An 18,506-nucleotide genomic window follows, 5' to 3' on the forward strand; every position below is an offset into this window, starting at 1 on the left:
CCATGGTTGCGGAAACCTCAAAAAATGCACGCTCTGCTCGAGTCCAGGTACTCCAGTATCGTGGAAAATCATTTGTCACCGGTCTGCGCTGGCATCCGCTGGGTAGTGTCACCGGGCACATGAAGGAAGCGCGCCAGTACGGTCGTGAGCACCACCTCGACATTGTCGCCATTAGAAGAACACCAGCCATTATTCAGGCAGGTTTTGTAGCGCGCAGCGAGGAGGTCATCAAAGGGATGTACTCGCTCGCGGCCACCCTGGCTGGACAGCTGGGGGACTCATGGATCGCGGCCTGGAAAACTGAAAGCGAGATTGACCAATATGCCCTCGTTGCTGTGTATCAAGGTGGCGTGATCTCTGGCTGCGACATGATCGGCACTGGTGCTGAGGTCCGCCGCCGAGTCGCGCAACAACGCAGTCGTGGGATCAACTTCGACAACGAGTACCTGCCCCCAGAGTTCGATATGGGCGGTCAACCACTGGACGTGGCAGAGCTGCTTCAGCCGTCGCATCTAAAACGCGAGTACCGGCTACGGCCACTCGTCTTTGGGCTATCCAAACCAGAACTTGTACAGCTGGCGGTTCTTGGCGTGCTGATCGCTGCCGGCATCATCGGATGGGCTCAATGGCAGAACCATCAGGACCAGATAGCCAAAGAGGCGGCTTTCCAGGCTGAACAGCAACGCCTGGCAGAGTTGGCCAGACTGCAAAAAGAATCCGGTATGGAACAGACGCCCCAAGCGCTTGAACACCCTTGGGCCAAACGTCCATCTGTTGCAGATTTCCTGGAGGGTTGCAGCAACGTCATTTATCAGTTGCCTCTGTCCATTCAGGGATGGCAGTTCACGAGTGCCGTCTGCGACGGCGCACAGGTTTTGTCCTCCTATAAGCGCTCGGGCAATAGCACGGCCGACAAACTGATACAGGCGACGCAGGGCCACTTTTCTGATCGGCCGGCCTTCTTTGACGAGGGCAACTCGGCCACGTTGAAATTCGACATCTCTCTACCCGCAGCCGGTGATGAGCCTCTAAAAGACGCCATCGTGATGTTGGCGAACCTGTCGTCTTGGCTGCACAGCTTCACTCAAACCCCAGTGCTGAAAGAAGTGCCGGTCGTTGTGCCCATTCAACCAGCGATACCGGGCCAACCTGCGCCACCGCCGCCCCCACCGCCTCAATGGAAGCAATTCGAGCTGAGCTATGCCACTGGCATTACGCCGCTGGACTCATTATCCGGCGCACCCAGTCAGGGCTTACGGCTGCGCGAAATCACAACCAAATATGAGACCGGCCACCTTGTCTGGTCAGTAATAGGTGACCTATATGCGAAATAAAGCGCTGTGCTTTTTGTGCTCCATCCTTGCGTTAGGGGCACCATCGAGCTGGGCAGATGAGAACACCCTATCTGGGGTGAACGTCGGCGAGCTGGCCCAGATTCAAAGCCAGACGATCTTGTTGAATGCCAAAGCCGAGAAGGCCAAGGCCGAAAGATCGATCAAGGGCGAAGACCAAAGTGCGACGACGCAGCCGTCAACTGTGTTTTTTTCTCAAGGAAACCTCACACAGCCGGCTGCAGCCTCGGCGCACAGCAGTGATACACAGTCTGACTTGCCTGTCGTGAAAGCGGTATTCGGCTCAGCAAAACGGCTGCGTGCGACTCTGCTCTACAGCAGCGGATTTGAAGTAGACGCAGATGCCTCATCTCGGGAGTTACCCGGTGGCTATCGCATGGCCATCCTCTCCGTCGAAAACGTGACCCTCGAGCGTGGCGGTAAGCGCTACCCCCTCGGCTTTTCCAGTACGCCCCCGGCCAGCTTGAGCAACGTTAACAATTCAGCCCCCAGCATTACCCCATCAGCACCTATGCCGCCTGGGCTGATCCCTGGCCAACGTTGATTGAGAAGTTCGATGACGATCCTGACTGAAAAACCAGATGTCATAGAGCCTGACAGTGATGAGTCTGCTGCAGTCCTACTGACGTCGCACCAAATACTGCTGACGGCCCCTGGTGGACCGTTTGAGCTGAAACCCGAGCTGCGTCAACTATGTGCGTTGACCAGCGATGGGATTTTGTATGTGTCAGCCCAACACCAAACGGATGCCTATGTCATGGCATTCGAGGACCAGCTGGAACACGAAAATCACCACTTTGAGGTCAAGGTCTGCTCGATGAGCACAATCAAGGCACTCTACCGCGCCAATGATGATGCAAATGGTAAAGCACTATCGGCGACTGAGACGAAGCGCCAGGCCCAGGTGGTGCAGCTTTTAGGAGAAGCCCACCGGCGCAATGCCAGCGACGTCCACTTTGTCGTAGGTCACGATATCACTCGAATCTTCTTTCGCATCCACGGGCTCTTGTGGGAGGCAGAACAGCACCAGAGCCAGGTGGGCATGGAGCTCTGCTCGTCCCTCTACAACAGCATGTGCGATGTCGCGAAAGACCACTACCAGCCGCAGGTGAGCCAGGACGCCAGGGTAAAACGCGCCTATGTCGACCAACTCGGTTTGTTCGGTGCCCGAGTCGCCACTCGGCCGCTCGTAGATGGCCCTCTGATGGTTTTGCGTCTGCTGTATGACGACAAAACCAAAATGACGCTTAGTGATCTCGGTTTCCTGACGCAGCAAATTGATGCATTCAGCCGCATCCGCAGCTTGCCTTATGGGGTGAACCTGATCACTGGACCCACCGGTTCCGGCAAATCGAAGTCGCTGCAGGTAAACCTGAACCTCTTGCACGAAGAGTGCGGTGGAACAAAACACATTCTGACGATGGAAGATCCACCTGAATATCCACTTCTCGCCAATCAGTCACCGCTGGGCGCCGGTGAAACCTGGAATGACGGGATCACCAATTCCATGCGACTCGACCCTGACATTCTCATGTATGGGGAGATCCGGGACCTTGCATCAGCACAAGCGGCTTTCCGCGGCGGTATGACTGGTCACCTGGTGCTGACGACACTGCACACCAACAACGCTGTAGCAGCTCTTCAACGACTGATCGACATGGGTGTAGACCGACACCTGGTTACTGATCCTGCACTGATGACAAGCGTGGTCAATCAATCCCTCTTGCCCGTGCTGTGTTCCCACTGCCGCGTCCCCGCACGCGAGCATCTCGGGCAGCTCAACAGTGCGCTGGTGCAGCACTTGCGCGATTTGGAAGCGATTGATGAGACCTACCTCAAAGGACCGGGATGCCCGCATTGCAAAGGCTTGGGCATCACCGGTCGCACGGTGGTTGCGGAAACTTTGCTCACCGACCTTGAATTCATGCGCGTTTTCAATGGGCAGGGTGCAAGTGCGGCACGTCGCCACTGGGTCAAGGAAATGGGCGGTATTACCAAGACCGCACACACGATCATCAAACTGAAACAAGGATTAGTAGACCCCCGCCACGCCGAAATGACGGTGGGGCCGTTGGACTTTGACCGGCAAATCCTGGAGCTCGCTCATGCTGAGTGACGTCAGAGCGATGCTGAATCGTTGGGCAGAGACCTTCTATGCCAAGCAGTTTGGCAAAAACGAAAGAATCCAGTTCTACGAGAGCCTGATGGGCATCCTTGAGGATGGTGTGTCGCTTGAAGACGCACTGCACACGGTGGCCAGAGCATTCAGCGATAACGGGCAGAAGCTCCATCCAGTGTCCCTTGCCTGCAGGGATATCGCGCAATCGGTAAAAGGTGGGAAATCGCTGAGCATTTCCTGCGAAGGCTGGGTTCCCTATGACGAGAACTCTTTGATCGCTTCCGGGGAAGACACCGGCAACCTGGTGCAGGCATTTCGGGACTGCGTGAGGATCATCGAAGTACGTCAGCGGATCAGCAAACTCGTAGCGTCCGCCACCGTTTTCCCCTCCATGGTGTGGAGCGTCATGGCGGCGTTGCTGTATGTGATTGCAGTGTGGATGGTGCCCTCCATGACACGACGCTCCAACCCCGAGGCGTGGACCGGCGTGCCGGCCTTCCTCTATGCCCTATCGAATTTCGTGACCCACTACGGGCTAGTGACGCTGATAGCTGTAATCGTCTTTATCCTCATATCGATCATCACTCTACCCGTGTTTTGCGGCCTTCAGATTACGGCCGCCAGCCCTTCGTGGAAGCTGCAGTTGAACAAGCTGCTCCAGGTCCTGCGAGTCCGAGCAGAGAGGCTCCCGCCTTGGTCAGTCTACAAGGCGCTCCACGGATCGATCTTTCTGCTCAACATGGCTGTGATGCTGCGCTCCGGCATCAACCAACTAGATGCGCTGACCTCTCTTCAACGCAATGCCTCTCCATGGTTGAAAGAGCGCCTGAGCGCCATTCATTACGGAGTGAGCGCCGGCAAAAACTTCGGTACCGCATTGAAGCTTGCGGGTCATCAATTCCCAGACCCCATGGCGATGCATTTTCTGGAAGTGCTCGCCACCCGCAAAGGCTTCGCTGAGTCGATGGAACGGTTTTCCAACCGGTGGCTGGAGCAAACGCTTCAGCGCGTCGAAGCCATCGCCAAATCTCTTATCGGCATGTCCTCCATGGCCATGGGGGTCATGATGATTCTGGTAGTGGTCGGGATCTTCCAGTTGGCCGGCAATGTGACTGCAACGCTTTAAATCAAACCTAAATGAGGTACTGGAAATGCCAACAAACACTCAAAACAACCAACGCGGATTTCTCTCCCTGGACGGGATGTTCTGGTTGATGCTGATCGCGGTGGCACTTGGTTTCATCGTGTTCATGGGCTACAGAACGTTCGGCAGCTCGGACGTCACCATTGAACAGAGCAATCTCGGCACGTTGCTGAGCAATACCAAACGACTGAAAAGCACCACGGGCTACGCCACGGCAGGCACCAACTTGGCGCCTTCTTTGATCAACCTCGAGGCAACTGGCGGCATGAGCATCAACGGTAATGCCCTGTCCAACCGCTGGAACGGCGCAGTGACCGTAATGAGCAACGGCATGACCTTCACCATCACAGAATCCAACCTTCCGAAAAATGCCTGCATCACCCTTGCCTCGAACATGGCCAAGGACAAACAGACAACGACGGCGATCAATGGCGGCACTGCAATTGCCGGCGAAATCACTGCGGTGGCAGCTGCGACCAGCTGCTCCTCGGACGCCAATACCATCGCTTGGACTTCGTACTAAGGAACTCAGTGTGAGCGTGATCTCTGATGCTGAATTCGTCGACCTGTACCTCGGCGATGGATTTGCCGACGCCAAAGGTCTCCCTGGGCAGGCACGAAGGGTTGAAGCGCCCGCCGAATGGCGGGCAGACCTTGAGCGCTTACGGGCGCAGTGCGAGGAAAAGCACAAGGCAACCCAGGATCCAGAGTTCGCCCTAATTGAAGATGGCGTCGTCCTTCGTGTAACCCAGTTGCTGGATTTGAATGGCAAGCCTGTGTTTGTCGTAAGCAAATCCTCAGTCCAGATCCGTCCATTGGACATGCTGGGTCTGCCCGACTATCTGCAGGACGCGCTGATGAGCGACACGGTACGCGGCCTGATATTTATTTGTGGGGAAATGGGCACAGGGAAAACCTCAAGTGCTGCATCACTGGTGAAAGCACGTCTCGAGGCCTGGGGAGGCATTTGTGTGGCTGTAGAGGATCCTCCAGAACCATTTTTGAATGGCAGGCATGGGAGTGGGCGCTGCATTCAAGTTCCGGTCTCTCGCCGGATGGGGGGATACGAGGAAGCTTTGATCCTAGCGCTGCGCACAAGAGCCGATTTCCTGTTCGTGGGAGAAATTCGCGACAGCTCGACAGCAGCACAAGTAATTCAAGCCTCGATCAATGGCCATCTCATTATCAGCACAGGTCATGCCGGCAGCGTTACTCAAGGCATTGAACGTATATCAGCCCTGGCTCAGCCGTTACTCAATAACGCCCGAGAGCTGCTCTCCAAGGGGTTGGTGGCTGTTCCTCACCAGTCCTTATCAAGTGGCAACGAAGGAAGTCGTCGATTAACCCTGCAGAGCCTGCTTTTCACAGGCGATGACGGACCGGGCATCCGAGAGAAAGTCCATGCAGGAAAGATCACGATGCTCGATCACGACATCGCTCACCAATCATCAAGGAGTCTCTGGAATGACCAGTAGGATCAAGCAGCGGGGGTTCTTGAGCTTGGACATGGCGATCGGATTGGCCGTTTTCTCCGTTGTCGTCACTTTGGCGATCGCATGGCAAATCAAGCAGATGGATTCTCAGGACTATCGAATTGCGGCTGATCAACAGAGAACCATTTCAGAGGCATTGGCCAAATATCTGAAGGATAACTACAGCGTGGTGCTGGCCAACGCGGCAGCAACCGTACCGGTGCAAATAACCGTTCCGATGCTCGTCAACACCAACTACCTTCCTGCAGGTTATAGCCCCACTAACGCCTTTGGGCAGACCATTGTCGGCCTCGCCCGGAAACCCAACGCCAATCAACTGGAAGTGATTGTGGTTACTACAGGTGGGCAGACGATTCCTGAAATGGGTATTCGAACCATCGCTGAAAATCTCGGAGGACCTGGTGGGTTCATCTCTTCTGCCAATCCGAACATCGTCCAGGGCGTGCGGGGTGGATGGCAGGTAGCACTAAGTAACTATGCTATAGCTCCTGGCCCAGGACATACAGCTAGCGCACTTTTTCTTATGGATGGAGCGTTGGCTAATGACTATCTATATCGAAACGCAGTGCCCAATCATCCAGAATTCAACACGATGAATACTGATATCACGATGGGCAACCACAATATTAACAACGCAGGAAGTATCACAGCGTCAGGCAACATAACAGCTAACGCCGACATTACAGCTCGAAACGTTATCGCCACAGCCAATGTTAATGCCGCTACTGCAACCATTACCGGTGATACCAGCACAGGTGGTTGGTTCAGAACACGTGGTGACACAGGCTGGTACAGCGAAAAATGGGGAGGCGGGATTTATCAAAATAGCCCCAACTGGGTCCAAGTTTATAACGACAAAAACTTTTCAACCGGAGGTGAACTATGGGGTGGAAAGATAACCTCGACGGGCAAGATAACGGCCTATGATCGCATTCAGACAAATGAATATTTGTCCCTGGGAGGCATAGCTACCGAGGGGCAACAGTGCAGTGACCGAACCCTTCTTGCAAAAAGCGCCGCGGGAATAACGTTGTCCTGCGAACAAGGCTTATGGAAAAGACCAGGTGGGTGGGAATTCCAGCTGATCCAGGGCACCTGCCAGGCGCCTGCCAGAGGAAGTGTGACCTGCTCCCTTGGCGACACTACATGGAAGTCATGCTCTTTAACTGGCGCTTTTGGCATCGGGGATAGTGAGACTGGGTACATCTTCAGAAATGCAAGTGGATGGTTTCTCTCCACATCTCGACTTTCCTGGCCAGGTCTTTTCTATTGGAGCTGCTTCAAATAAAGCATCCATTTATAAAATTTCAAAAACGTTTTATAGTATGTTTATGGGGATTATTGCAGTGCAGACGCTTGAGAATAACGTTGAGTATAGTGCTGGAGAATTACAGACCTGGCTAAGCACCCGAAGCAGGATATGCTCAACTGTGCTATGGCGTCGCGCACTAGAAGAAAAAGAGGCATTCGAGGTCGGCGAGTTCACTTACAAGTTACAACCAACGGCCTCTGGTCGTTATTTAGTAAAAAAGATCGCCACTATGGAATTAATCAATCCACAACGCAAACCAATGAGCATCAAGCGAGCCGCAAAGTGGACTGTCATTGCGCTTGGCCTAGTAGGAATTTGCTTAACATTGATTATCCTCACGAAATAGTTTTGTTATTGACGCGTAGGTGGTAACAACCACCATTTTGTGGATGGAGCTCATATCATGACAATGCAATGGCTCGTTTTGATGATTGTGCTCATTGCCTCCAGCATTTTCATGGAGAACCAACATCAGGACCAACGTACATCCGACTACGCTACCCTCGACTCACTGGGTCGCGGCTTTCTGGTGTACCGATCTGCCGCTACCGAATATGCCCAGGCCAACCCGGGCTTCAGCGGAGTACCGAGCGATTCTGCGCTCAACCTACCTGGGTGGTTTGTGAAACCTGTGGGCGTAGGTTCTTACATCTCATCAGGAACGGCCTATACTTATTTTGATGGGGTTGCACCGTCAGGCTTGCCTTCTGTGCTGGTAGACCTGACAAAGACAACTACCGTTGGTTTAAAGCGTTCAGGAATGCTGATTTCACAGATAACTGGGGCGACCGGTATAGCAATTCCGTCCCCTGTTCCCGAAGGTGCGGTCGTCGCAGTCAATTAGTCTGAGTCGACCGACTTTGAAAGGCGCCGGGTTGCATAAGCTCCGGCCTATCAACATAATGATCACAACAACGTTTCCACCCCGTTGGCTACTGGCGGTCATCAGTAGCGCCCGGTGATGCGGCTTGCCTCATCACCAACCCCAAAGCACGCATAGCTCCGGGAAGGGCGTGCGGACCTGGTTCAGAGCTCTCCCTGTGTCTCCCTGTTCAAGCCAGACACGCAGCCGTCTAACTCGTGAATTGCGAGTTCAAAGGCACATAGGGCTCTGTTGAGGTTCGAAGCACCGTAGTCTAAGGGCCACACTGGTGTTGTGGCCCACACTTTTTAAAGCTCACACAATAGGTAGCCTGATCATCTTGCAAAGGATGATCAGGCTACCTATTGGTAGCTGCTTTTCCTTGCCGGTGGCCCGCCGGCGAAACGCAGGGCTCCCTTTGTGCGCGGATGCGTGCCTTATGCTAGCTGGCCTCAGCCACGATAATCGGCCAGGTGTTGGAAGTAAGACGTTCAGATCACAGCCCAGGGATCAACAACGCCTTCATCCCGCACAGGTGGTATTTTTTTCTGAAAGACGCTACTTACTACATCCGAGAGTGACTGTTGACCCAGCTACTCTCGGTAGCTTCTCCTGTCGACCTGAACCTTCTTTGCCCTCCGCGAAATATCCCTCTCCGCTTGACACATCACCATCCCCCCTTCGATGATATGGACGTGCTTTGCTGACGTCGTCAGCATCATGCCCAGGCAGTCAGGATCTTGAAGACTGCGACACGATGTTCGTGTCAGATCCGCCCAAGACCGCTGAGCTTCTGGTAGCGCGGTCGGTCGACAATCGTCGATGGAAGCACCTTATGCAACTCACCTCGCGGGGAATCACTTCCCCAACGGGGTCAGTGGGTTCTCCGCATTCAACCTGCAGGAGAATCACCATGTCCAAACTTGCTTATGGCTTCGGTTTCGCGCTTGGCACCATCACGCGACAGTTTCTGCGTGCGGTAAAGAAAACCAGCGCTGCGCCCACAGCTATCCATACCAAAGCAGCTCCGTTGCTTCCACCGCCCTGCGTACCTGAGCGTCTCGTACGTGAGATGGATCATGTACCGGCAATAACTCGTAAAGGTGTCGACCTGAACCTTTGGTACGCGGCTAACACTCGAGTGGTCGAAAAGCCAGCTCGGAAACCGCGTAAGAAGCCAGCTGCACGCTCGTTGGTGCCAGCAACTTGCTAAGTCTGCGTCCTTCGCCTCTGTAGGGAGCCTTCCCAAAGGGAAGGTTTCCTCAGAGTTTTCACGGTAGGGGCTTGACAAGCGACAATCGTATTTCCATGATCTGCACATGTATCGCTGACGTCGTCAGCAACATGCCCAAGTAGTCTGGATCCGCAAGACTACGATGCGGTTTTCTGCATTGATCCACTCCCAAGATCGCCATAGCTTCCGGTAGCGCGATCAGTCGACTTAGTCGATGGAAGCACCTTTCCCACCCATGACGGGCCTACCCCGTCAGGGCAGGCCTCTCACTTTTGGAGGTCTGATGAAAACTGAACTGGCTCTCTACCAGGCGTTGATTTCGATTAACGTCCCGGAACAGAAGGCAAATGCTGTTATTGAAGCTTTGGAGACCGACATGCTTTCACGTTTGGCTACCAAGGCAGATTTAACTGCTCTTGCTGCAGAGTTCAAATCTGAGATTTCACAGCTTGAAGTCAAGCTCACCATTCGCATGGGCGTCATGTTGTCTGCAGCTGTCGGTGTAATGATTGCTGCAATGAAGCTGATGCATTAAACAACCTTAAGCTCCACCCACCCTCGCGGGGAATACTTTCCCCCTAGGGCGAAGTGTTTCTCCGCTTTCTGTTATTTCGAAACTGGAGAATCACCATGAGCACTAATCAATCCAACGAAGCAAAATTCTTCGACCTTCACACCACTGGTATCGGTTATCTCAACCGTATCCGTGAAGTGAAACCTCGCGGCAAAGGTAAGCCATTCATGGCAGTTACCGTTGCGGCTCTGCGCGGCTCGATGGATGATGCCGAGTATTCCTATATCGACTGCAACGTGGTCGGCGCTGAAGCTGAAAAGCTGATTCGTCGCAGCCAAGCAGCCGTTGAAGCCGGAAAGAAGGTCCTTGTGAGCTTCCGCATCGGTGATATCTGGACCGACGCATTTACCTACGAGAAAGGCGATAAAAAAGGTCAACCTGGAGCAAGCCTCAAGGGACGCCTGTTGTTTATCGGCTGGATCAAGGTGGATGGCCAAACCGTCTATGAAGCAAAGCCTCGTGAAGTAGAACCAGTTGTTGAAGACGGCGAAGCGGAACCTGAAGCACAGCTCGCAAGCGAAGAAGCATCCGAGCCAGTAGCAGAGGAACAATCCAAGCCAACGCCCGCTAAACAGCAGCGTACGGCATCTTGATTCACTTTGTTGAAAGGCACCCTTCGGGTGCCTTCATTATTATCAAAGTCCGCAGGGAACACCTCCCTTCCGGGCACGGTGATTCTCGTCCGTTGGAGACTCACCTTTATGAACACGTTATTTACGCAATCTCTCGATATACGCGTTGCTTATGCAAAAGCGGAAATCTATGGCGACGAGATTACCCAATATGAGGCTGAGATCGAGGCTCATATTCTGGGTGCCGACGCGTACCGCGCCGGCCAGCCGATCGTACCCGAGCTGTTCAAAACCGTTCCTGCGCTCAGTCGAGCTTGGGGCGAAGGAGTGAACGCGGCCATTAATGGTGGCGGTTGGTCACGCTTTACTGAAGAAGACCAGCAGCAGCTAATAACACCGGAACCATACATTGTGTCGGATTTTGCATACGGGAAACTTGCATTCGCCGAGTGCGGTATCGAGTACCCCCTCCAAATACTGAAGAGCGCTGCGGGCTATTACATTGGTACCGCTGATGAGTTTGAACCGGTATCAAGGGAGTCCGAAGAATACTACCGCAGCGAATATGCCGCGAAACAAGCTTTTGACCTCAACCTCTGGACACAACGCCACGTGTGCTGGTCCTGACATAACCAAAACATACCTAACCGGGAAACCACTTCCCGGACGGGCCGGGTGGTTTCTCACACCTGGAGATAAACATGCAAAGCACCACTAACCTCGTGTCGTCTGACCTGCTCAAGCTCCCGGTCGTTTTAACACCCCGGGCCTGGCAGGAAGCGGTGCATATTGAAAACCCTCAGGATGCAAGTGTTGTCAGTGAGCGACTGGGCGAAGTTGTCCTGGAGGCCTACCGAGAACTGCACTTGCAACCTGACAGCACACAGATCCATTTCGGCCTCTATCGTTTATTGCCTGCCGGCAATAGCACTGATCGAGTCTGGCTGGACCTAAAACTTGACCGTATAGAATCACCGCCAGGCGTTTTCTATCTGTACATCTCACTCAAGGAAGAAACTCATACTTCTTGCCCGTAATCCTTCGACAATCACAGCACTGCCCAAAGCCCGACACCTGTCGGGCTTTTTTCATTCGTAGCAGTGTGGAGCTGCCCATGATCAACATCCCCGGCCAACTGGCCATCCGTACCATCAGCGGCCGTAATGGCGAATTCAACGTCGGACGGCTTTCGACCTCTATCGGTGAGTTCGTGATCAAAGACGCACTCCTCGATCAGTACGATGAAGGCAAATACCGAGGCGACTTTCTGATAACGGAGATCCGTCCTTCGTATTACTCCACAGCAGGCCGCCTGATCGTTGAGATCCGTGCAAGGCTGGAAAGCATGAGCCTCGACGACGTCGACAATCTGACACCAGAAGACGCCGCCAGGCTCTCGCCAAACGAGCCTGACCCTATGGATGAAGAGTCTTCTTCCAACCTCTCCAAGCCTGTGCAGCGTAATAATCCGCCCGCCCTACCGGCCACCAATAAACAGGTATCAAAAGAGGATGCCCCGTTCGGGATGACCCCGACCGGCGCAACCAACGACCTCGAGGCAGATGCCGAGTTGTTCGGCACAATCTGGCCTCTAAGCTATACAGTCAGGCTGGACACAACTGTTGATCGTCAGCAACTACGCCAACAGTGCAGTCGGCTCTCGGAGCTCGGCTATTTACACAACTTCAAACTGCAGGTATGGAATATCTCCAATACCTAACGATGCCGGCGATACGCCAAGCCAATCGGCACATTCATGAGAGGCTCCCTCCTGGGCGCTCCTCGACTCAACAGGAGCAGCACATGAATCTAATCTTCAATAACCTGACCCAACAAATCCTTGAAAACATCGAAGATCAGCTCGCCAATAACGAGGTATCGACGAATGAGGAGCTTTGGGACTTCTTCGTAGAGGAGCTCGAAATGACGGCAGAACAAGCCGATGGCGCCGTTGCCCTTCGCCCCAAATACCTGGGGCAAATCTTTCTCACTGGGCACAGCCCACTATTTCAAAACGAGACGGTCTAGTTTGGCGCGGGGAGTCAGATCGATCTGGAGGGCATCACCATCAGGCTTTGTGTTAACGACAGAAAAGCCCTCCCAAAAAGGAAGAAAAGTATAATATCGCACATAAGAACGCCGGTTTGTTAGATGTGTTTGCTCGCACGAACATCATCAATCAAATCGGCGTTCTTGTTTCTGTGTTGCCCGGAATTCCTTGAAGGTAAGCGTCCGGTAAACACGCCTTCCTGACGCCAACGCCTTAATAGTTGAGATCGGTAGTAGACCACGCCGCACGCTTGCGACGCTTTAGCTGGCGCTGAGATTGAGCGGATGCTTGAACAACGTGACGTGGCCTAGGCCGCGATACAGGACAGGTTAGGAAATTCGCGGCCTCATCCAGACGCTGAGTTAGGCACGCGTCTGCAGTGCCCTGTTTACGTAAAGAGATGAGTTTAGCGACTAGATCAATTAGGCGAAATTCTAGCAAAGAATCCCGCCTAATCCGGTAGTCAGGCCGTCCTAGCGCGATTTGTGGCAACAATTTGCTCATCTGTAAACTGACTGCCGGGAACCATAAATTTTGCGATAAGTGCGTCTCGGTTTTGAGGTGCCCGTACCTTGTCTGCCGCCTCCAGCGCCATCTTCAGCTCCGGCAATGTTAGCTCGGTGCAGTAGGCTGGTGTTCCTGGTTGCTGACGCCACGAATCTTCAAGGCTACCAGCGGCAAGCGCGATAAAGCCCGTATCCTCAACGAGATCCTGCGCGACGGCCTCTGCATGAGTGTCATCCCCTGCTACATGTAAGCCAATGCGTGTCGAAGATCCAGTTGGTTGCCGATTGTCGGCAAGAGTCGCTGCAAGGACGGCGTTCCAAGCCTTAATGACCGGGCGGCTAAACTGCTCGCTTACCCAAACGTTCACGGGCTTGCCGTCGTCAACTTCTATGATTGCCCCGTCGCGTCCCGGATAGTAATTGGACGTGTCAATGACAACGACTTTCTCGGGGACATTCTTTAACGTCTGTTTGAGATCTGGATATTTTGGGAAGGGTATCGAGAGGATCACAACGCCTACCTCGGACACTGCCTCTTCCTTGGTCACAGCGTGTGCGCCGATTTCACTGACCAGGTTTTGAAGGCTTTCGGGGCCTTTCGAATTTGCCAGCTTAACTTCATGGCCGCACGCGACGAGCTTGCGGGCAAGGGTAGCCCCAATATTGCCGGCGCCGCTAACTCCGATTTTCACTTCAATAACCTCCTCACCCACAACCAATATTCAAGTTGCTACCTGGCTAGGTGTGCGAATGAATCAAGCGTGTCGCAAAGCCGCTGCGATCTGGGGTGAGCACGCATGTCGCTTGACTCAGGTAAATACGACTCTTCAAGAATGAAAGGTTACGCTGTCGGTAATCGGCACACGATGCCAGCGTCTAGCGGCATCCAAATTACCGCCATTCGCCCCTTTTGGGTCGGTAGCGACGACCACTTTCGACAATCGGTGTTAATGGTTAAGCCTCAGTCCGTTCCGCATCTCAACGGTGTCATCGACCTAACCCCTCACATCGAACGGCACTCTCGAGCTCCGTATCGCCGAGCATCATTTCAAAACCCGCGGTTTCTTCCTTACGAGATAGTTCAGTGATTAAGGAATCAGAATTTGCGATGAAAATATTGACCGCGGCCGGCGTTAAAAAACTAGGTAATTATGTTACTCAGCAGCGTTGCGAGGAGTTTGAGGTAATTTCGTGTCTGTGCTTAGCGACACCGCTACGTAGCGTAAATTTTTAGCTAGCCGTATTATTTTTGACGACGGATAACGAGATAGCTACAGCAGAATTACAATTCTGACACAATCCCAGCGGAACCTTCTTTTTTTGAGCCGTGTCAAAGTAGGCTGTTGACTAGCACCGTATCGCCGGCTAGAGGAGACGCAGGTCTGCAAAAAATCGCATACCAACAACATACTTTCATCCTAAACTACAATTAGTTTAAATGAGTTTTATTAGCCGTTCTGAAAGGTAGGATCCATATTTGTGTTTTTGTTTGTAGCGATGAGAATCTAGATTGAAGCCAACCACTACATTAGGCAAGGAGAAGCATGTGGGATCCAATCACGCTCATGGCGGTGCCGCTCTACGTGAAGGACACCAGAAAAAACTACTCATGGCGCTTGCCCTGACTGGTATTTTTATGATTGCGGAGGTTATCGGAGCATGCGTTACCGGCAGCCTAGCCCTGCTGTCTGATGCATCACATATGCTCACAGATACTGCTGCTCTGGCAATTTCACTGATTGCTCTCCAAATAGCCAAGCGGCCAGCGGACCAGAAACGGACTTTTGGATATGCTCGCATAGAGATCCTAGCCTCAACGTTCAATGCCTTATTACTCTTTATGGTCGCTGCCTACATTTTGTACGAGGCGTATCAGCGCTTGCTAGTACCGTCGGAGATTGCTACCGGTGCGATGATGTGGATCGCAATTGGGGGTCTTTTTGTGAACCTGATATCGATGCGTCTGCTCTCCTCTGCCAGCAGTGAAAGTCTGAATCTCAAGGGAGCCTATCTTGAAGTCTGGAGCGACATGCTTGGTTCATTGGGCGTGATCATAGCGGCACTTGTCATCCGATTTACAGGTTGGAGCTGGGTCGATACGATTGTCGCCGTAGCAATCGGTATATGGGTGTTTCCACGTACTTGGCAGTTGTTGCGCGAAAGCTTGGGGGGTACTTATGGAAGGGGTACCCGACAATCTCAATATTGCGGAAATAGAGTCCCTGATACTTGGAGTAGATGGGGTCATGGAGGTCCATGATCTGCATGTTTGGGCTCTAAGTAGTGGCCGCAATATCCTGACGTCGCACGTAGTCGTGCGAGATTCATTAAATCGAGATGTTATTCTCGCATCAGTCATTGACGCGGTGAGTAAATCGTTCGAAATTCATCACTGCACGATTCAAATGGAGCAAGCAGCCTTTCATGATAATGCTCCGAAGCCTTCACACTAGTCGTTTTTTTGATGACGCTAATTGTTGTATTTGCAGGCAGAAGCCCTAAGAAAAATCGACTTAAGATGCGTTCCCCAAGACTATACGCGCTTTTAAATATGCATTACTGCCACCTCTAAATTTAACGACTAATCGAGTTGACCGGCGGCCAATATTAAAGGAGCCTTCAGGCAGATTCGCCTGCTACGCGCACTGAAGGCATCCGCCAGCTTTGGCCTTAAAAACCTTACCATTGACAGATTCTCGATTATTCCAAACAATCAATTTATCATAACTATCAATAATATTGCGCAAAAATTACAAATTTGCAAAGCTTACGCGCATTTAGCCAATTCGCGCTAGGATCAGTTATTATTGAGTTAATGTAATGCGCATGAAAATAAATAATGAAATTAAACACCAAGCACACAGCAGTACTACCAATCAGCGTATAACCACACTGGCGGCCGATTGGACTATTATTTTACTCACATCCTGAGATAAGTTATGCGCGTTCTAGTTGTGGAAGACGAAACCAAAAACGTAGAATACCTTCAGCAGGGCCTTTCTGAAAGCGGGTACATCGTAAATATAGCAAACAATGGTGTTGATGCCGCTCACTTATTCAATACTAATATTTATTCGTTTCTGCTTCTCGATGTGAACCTCCCTGACATCAATGGCTTGGACCTTTTGGAAGTCATTAGAGAAACCAGCCGGGTCCGCGTCATTATGCTGACTGCCTGGGGACGAACCAACGACAAGCTCAAGGGTTTGGACGGTGGCGCAGATGACTACCTCGTCAAGCCCTTCGAGTTTCCCGAGCTGCTTGCTCGCATGCGCTCGCTGCAAAGACGTGGCGACGAGCTTTTTGAGAAAAACGCGCTGAGAATTTCGGATGTAGAGCTCGACTCTGTGCGCCATCGGGTGTTCCGTGGATCTACACGCATAGACCTCAACACCAAGAAATTTGCTCTCCTGCACCTTCTCATTAGTCGAGCTGGCAAAGCACTTACACGCTCTCAGAGCATCTGGCTGATATGGGACATGAACTTTGACTGCGATAATAACGTTATTGACGTCTCTATCCGGCGATTACGCTCGAAGATCGATGATCCATTTGAGACCAAGCTCATACATAAACTTCGAGGCATAGGGTACGTTCTGGAGGAGCGCGCATGAGGCCGTTCAGTCTGGCTGTGAAGCTGGGATTCAAAGTCGGTTTGATGAGCGCAGCGCTGCTCCTCCTTTTCGCCACCTTTGGGTATGTGATGGTGAGCCAAGCTCTCGAGAGAAACTCCCGAATGGACCTCGAAGTGAAAATGGCGGGTATGACTCACAACCTATCCGCTATCACTAGTATCGCTGATGTCAATCCAGACGCGCACCAGCTAGTTGACTTGGTCATGGGGCACAATAATCTGTACGTCAGCATCTTTGAGTCAGGACAAACGCAAACTCCACTGCTCTCAATAGGTTCGAAGGCAGTCAACCTGGAAGTGCACAAGTTCAAGCCAACCGAGCAGGTTAAACAGCACGAGTGGCGTGACTCCACGGGTCGCCCGCTACTTAGCGCTTCGCGAGTAATGAATCTAGGCGATGGAACCGAAGTTAGTGTGTTCATGACCATGGACCAGTCAGCCAACCAAGCCCTGCTCGATGCATTGCTAACCTGGGCGCTGATGGTCTCGCCTCTTATTCTCTTGCTGATCTTGGCCATTGGATGGTGGACTGTGCGCAGAGGACTACTGCCTCTGACCAAGTTCTTGAGGATTGCCTCGAAAATTTCCACCGAGAGCCTTGATCATCGCCTACCAACGAAGGGGATGCCGGCAGAACTGAAGAAGCTCGGCGATGGAATCAATATCATGCTGATGCGTCTAGATGATGGGGTTCAGCAGCTATCGCAGTTCTCGGACGATCTTGCTCACGAACTGCGTGCACCTTTGTCCAATCTCATGGGTAAGGCTCAGGTTGCGCTGACCCGGGAAAGGTCTCTTCCTGAGTACCGAGAAGTCTTGGAGTCGTGCACGGAAGAGTTGGACCGCATGAGTCGAATGGTTTCCGACATGCTATTTCTAGCCCAGGTCAGCCACCCCGCGTCAATGGTAGAATTCGAAAATGTCTGTTTGCTCGACGAAATTCAGCGGGTCTGCGACCTCTTCAGCATTACGGCCGAAGAAGGCGAAATACAACTCCAGCTCACAGGAAATGGCGTGGTGCGTGGCAATCAGATAATGATTCAACGAGCCATCTCGAACCTTGTCTCGAACGCGATTCGCTACTGCCCAAGAGGCCGGACGGTTTACGTGAAAGTTCAACGCGGTGCTAACGGAACTACCTTGAGTGTTGGTAACCCGGGGCGCGGAATCGCCAAGGAACACCAGGTGCATTTGTTCGAGCGGTTCTACCGTGTAGACAAAAGCCGAGCACGAAATGAAGGTGGTACGGGTCTGGGCCTAGCTATAGTACAGTCAATTATGGGATTGCATCAGGGTTCTGCGAGCGTAGAAGTGACTGATCAGAATTTTACCTGGTTTCACCTCAACTTTCCCGACACCCAAATGAAGCAAACGCAAATGGGCGCAGCCTAGGTCCCGTATATGGAGGGGGCCGATTTTAGAAGAGCTCTCTTTTTTACTTGAAAGCTTTAATGCCTGAGGGCTGCCGTATTGTTTTGGTCTTTAGCTCGACGTCTAGAGGGGAAGGCAGCCCTACCCGAAAATATGGCGAGCAGCCACATATAACGCGACCTTATCGGCACGCCCCCCCCCCCCCCCCCCTAAACTCTTTCACGCCCCTCGGAATGAACCACAGACGGAGTCAAAAAAATTCACACAACCATCCATGACACAA

At 52.5% G+C, this 18,506-nt stretch carries 19 protein-coding genes and 1 pseudogene; 19 read left to right on the forward strand and 1 reads right to left on the reverse strand.

Going from position 1 to position 18,506, the window contains the following annotated elements:
- The first annotated feature begins 2 nt into the window (after positions 1-2).
- The 16 genes from pilO2 (at position 3) to HBO10_RS05730 (ending at position 12,690) form a co-directional block, all read left to right on the forward strand.
- Positions 3-1,334, forward strand: a complete 1,332-nt coding sequence (gene pilO2 / locus HBO10_RS05655) for a type 4b pilus protein PilO2 (RefSeq protein ID WP_024073376.1) — start codon at positions 3-5, stop codon at positions 1,332-1,334.
- Positions 1,324-1,896, forward strand: coding sequence for a type IV pilus biogenesis protein PilP (gene pilP / locus HBO10_RS05660; protein ID WP_008437355.1), 573 nt, complete (start codon positions 1,324-1,326; stop codon positions 1,894-1,896). The genes pilO2 and pilP overlap by 11 nt, the downstream gene beginning before the upstream one ends.
- A gap of 12 nt (positions 1,897-1,908) precedes the next feature.
- A complete protein-coding gene (locus HBO10_RS05665; RefSeq protein WP_019818093.1) occupies positions 1,909-3,468 on the forward strand; it encodes an ATPase, T2SS/T4P/T4SS family in 1,560 nt (519 codons plus the stop codon).
- Positions 3,458-4,597, forward strand: a complete 1,140-nt coding sequence (locus HBO10_RS05670) for a type II secretion system F family protein (protein WP_019818094.1) — start codon at positions 3,458-3,460, stop codon at positions 4,595-4,597. The genes HBO10_RS05665 and HBO10_RS05670 overlap by 11 nt, the downstream gene beginning before the upstream one ends.
- An 88-nt stretch (positions 4,598-4,685) precedes the next feature.
- Positions 4,686-5,138, forward strand: coding sequence for a type 4 pilus major pilin (locus HBO10_RS05675; RefSeq protein WP_171902656.1), 453 nt, complete (start codon positions 4,686-4,688; stop codon positions 5,136-5,138).
- A gap of 10 nt (positions 5,139-5,148) precedes the next feature.
- Complete coding sequence (locus tag HBO10_RS05680; protein WP_034126246.1) at positions 5,149-6,090, forward strand: ATPase, T2SS/T4P/T4SS family; 942 nt, start codon at positions 5,149-5,151, stop codon at positions 6,088-6,090.
- The gene (gene pilV / locus HBO10_RS05685) at positions 6,080-7,396 is read left to right on the forward strand and encodes a shufflon system plasmid conjugative transfer pilus tip adhesin PilV (protein ID WP_019818096.1); all 1,317 of its coding nucleotides are present in this window, start codon (positions 6,080-6,082) and stop codon (positions 7,394-7,396) included. The genes HBO10_RS05680 and pilV overlap by 11 nt, the downstream gene beginning before the upstream one ends.
- Positions 7,329-7,766: a hypothetical protein gene (locus HBO10_RS05690; protein WP_124356003.1), complete on the forward strand. Its 438-nt coding sequence runs from the start codon at positions 7,329-7,331 to the stop codon at positions 7,764-7,766. The genes pilV and HBO10_RS05690 overlap by 68 nt, the downstream gene beginning before the upstream one ends.
- Positions 7,767-7,823: 57 nt before the next feature.
- On the forward strand, positions 7,824-8,264 hold the full coding sequence (pilM, locus tag HBO10_RS05695) for a type IV pilus biogenesis protein PilM (protein ID WP_019818097.1): 441 nt from the start codon (positions 7,824-7,826) through the stop codon (positions 8,262-8,264).
- A gap of 931 nt (positions 8,265-9,195) precedes the next feature.
- The gene (locus HBO10_RS05700) at positions 9,196-9,495 is read left to right on the forward strand and encodes a hypothetical protein (RefSeq protein ID WP_073451708.1); all 300 of its coding nucleotides are present in this window, start codon (positions 9,196-9,198) and stop codon (positions 9,493-9,495) included.
- Between the two features lie 304 nt (positions 9,496-9,799).
- Entirely contained in the window at positions 9,800-10,051 is a 252-nt protein-coding gene (locus HBO10_RS05705; protein ID WP_008437363.1) for a hypothetical protein, read from the forward strand.
- A 95-nt stretch (positions 10,052-10,146) separates the two neighbouring features.
- Positions 10,147-10,683, forward strand: coding sequence for an STY4534 family ICE replication protein (locus HBO10_RS05710; RefSeq protein ID WP_019818099.1), 537 nt, complete (start codon positions 10,147-10,149; stop codon positions 10,681-10,683).
- A 387-nt stretch (positions 10,684-11,070) separates the two neighbouring features.
- Positions 11,071-11,289 carry a hypothetical protein gene (locus HBO10_RS31660; RefSeq protein WP_032873290.1) on the forward strand — a complete coding sequence of 73 codons (219 nt, stop codon included), beginning with the start codon at positions 11,071-11,073 and terminating at the stop codon, positions 11,287-11,289.
- Between the two features lie 74 nt (positions 11,290-11,363).
- On the forward strand, positions 11,364-11,699 hold the full coding sequence (locus HBO10_RS05720; protein ID WP_019818101.1) for a hypothetical protein: 336 nt from the start codon (positions 11,364-11,366) through the stop codon (positions 11,697-11,699).
- A 77-nt stretch (positions 11,700-11,776) separates the two neighbouring features.
- Complete coding sequence (locus tag HBO10_RS05725) at positions 11,777-12,382, forward strand: DUF3275 family protein (protein WP_019818102.1); 606 nt, start codon at positions 11,777-11,779, stop codon at positions 12,380-12,382.
- An 83-nt stretch (positions 12,383-12,465) separates the two neighbouring features.
- Positions 12,466-12,690, forward strand: coding sequence for a hypothetical protein (locus HBO10_RS05730; RefSeq protein WP_019818103.1), 225 nt, complete (start codon positions 12,466-12,468; stop codon positions 12,688-12,690).
- A gap of 485 nt (positions 12,691-13,175) precedes the next feature.
- On the opposite strand, the gene HBO10_RS05735 is transcribed toward HBO10_RS05730, so the two are convergent.
- The gene (locus HBO10_RS05735) at positions 13,176-13,916 is read right to left on the reverse strand and encodes an NAD(P)-binding domain-containing protein (RefSeq protein ID WP_073845723.1); all 741 of its coding nucleotides are present in this window, start codon (positions 13,914-13,916) and stop codon (positions 13,176-13,178) included.
- A gap of 848 nt (positions 13,917-14,764) precedes the next feature.
- On the opposite strand from HBO10_RS05735, the pseudogene HBO10_RS05740 reads away from it, so the two are divergent.
- The 3 genes and pseudogenes from HBO10_RS05740 to HBO10_RS05750 all read left to right on the forward strand — a co-directional run bounded on the left by HBO10_RS05740 (position 14,765) and on the right by HBO10_RS05750 (position 18,244).
- Positions 14,765-15,671, forward strand: a pseudogene (locus HBO10_RS05740) (cation diffusion facilitator family transporter).
- Positions 15,672-16,157: 486 nt separating this feature from the next.
- Positions 16,158-16,832, forward strand: a complete 675-nt coding sequence (locus HBO10_RS05745) for a heavy metal response regulator transcription factor (protein ID WP_019818106.1) — start codon at positions 16,158-16,160, stop codon at positions 16,830-16,832.
- Complete coding sequence (locus HBO10_RS05750) at positions 16,829-18,244, forward strand: heavy metal sensor histidine kinase (RefSeq protein ID WP_019818107.1); 1,416 nt, start codon at positions 16,829-16,831, stop codon at positions 18,242-18,244. Before HBO10_RS05745 ends, HBO10_RS05750 begins: the two co-directional genes overlap by 4 nt.
- The last annotated feature ends 262 nt before the right edge of the window (positions 18,245-18,506 follow it).

Source organism: Pseudomonas sp. WS 5503 (assembly GCF_012985385.1).
Classification (GTDB): domain Bacteria; phylum Pseudomonadota; class Gammaproteobacteria; order Pseudomonadales; family Pseudomonadaceae; genus Aquipseudomonas; species Aquipseudomonas paracarnis.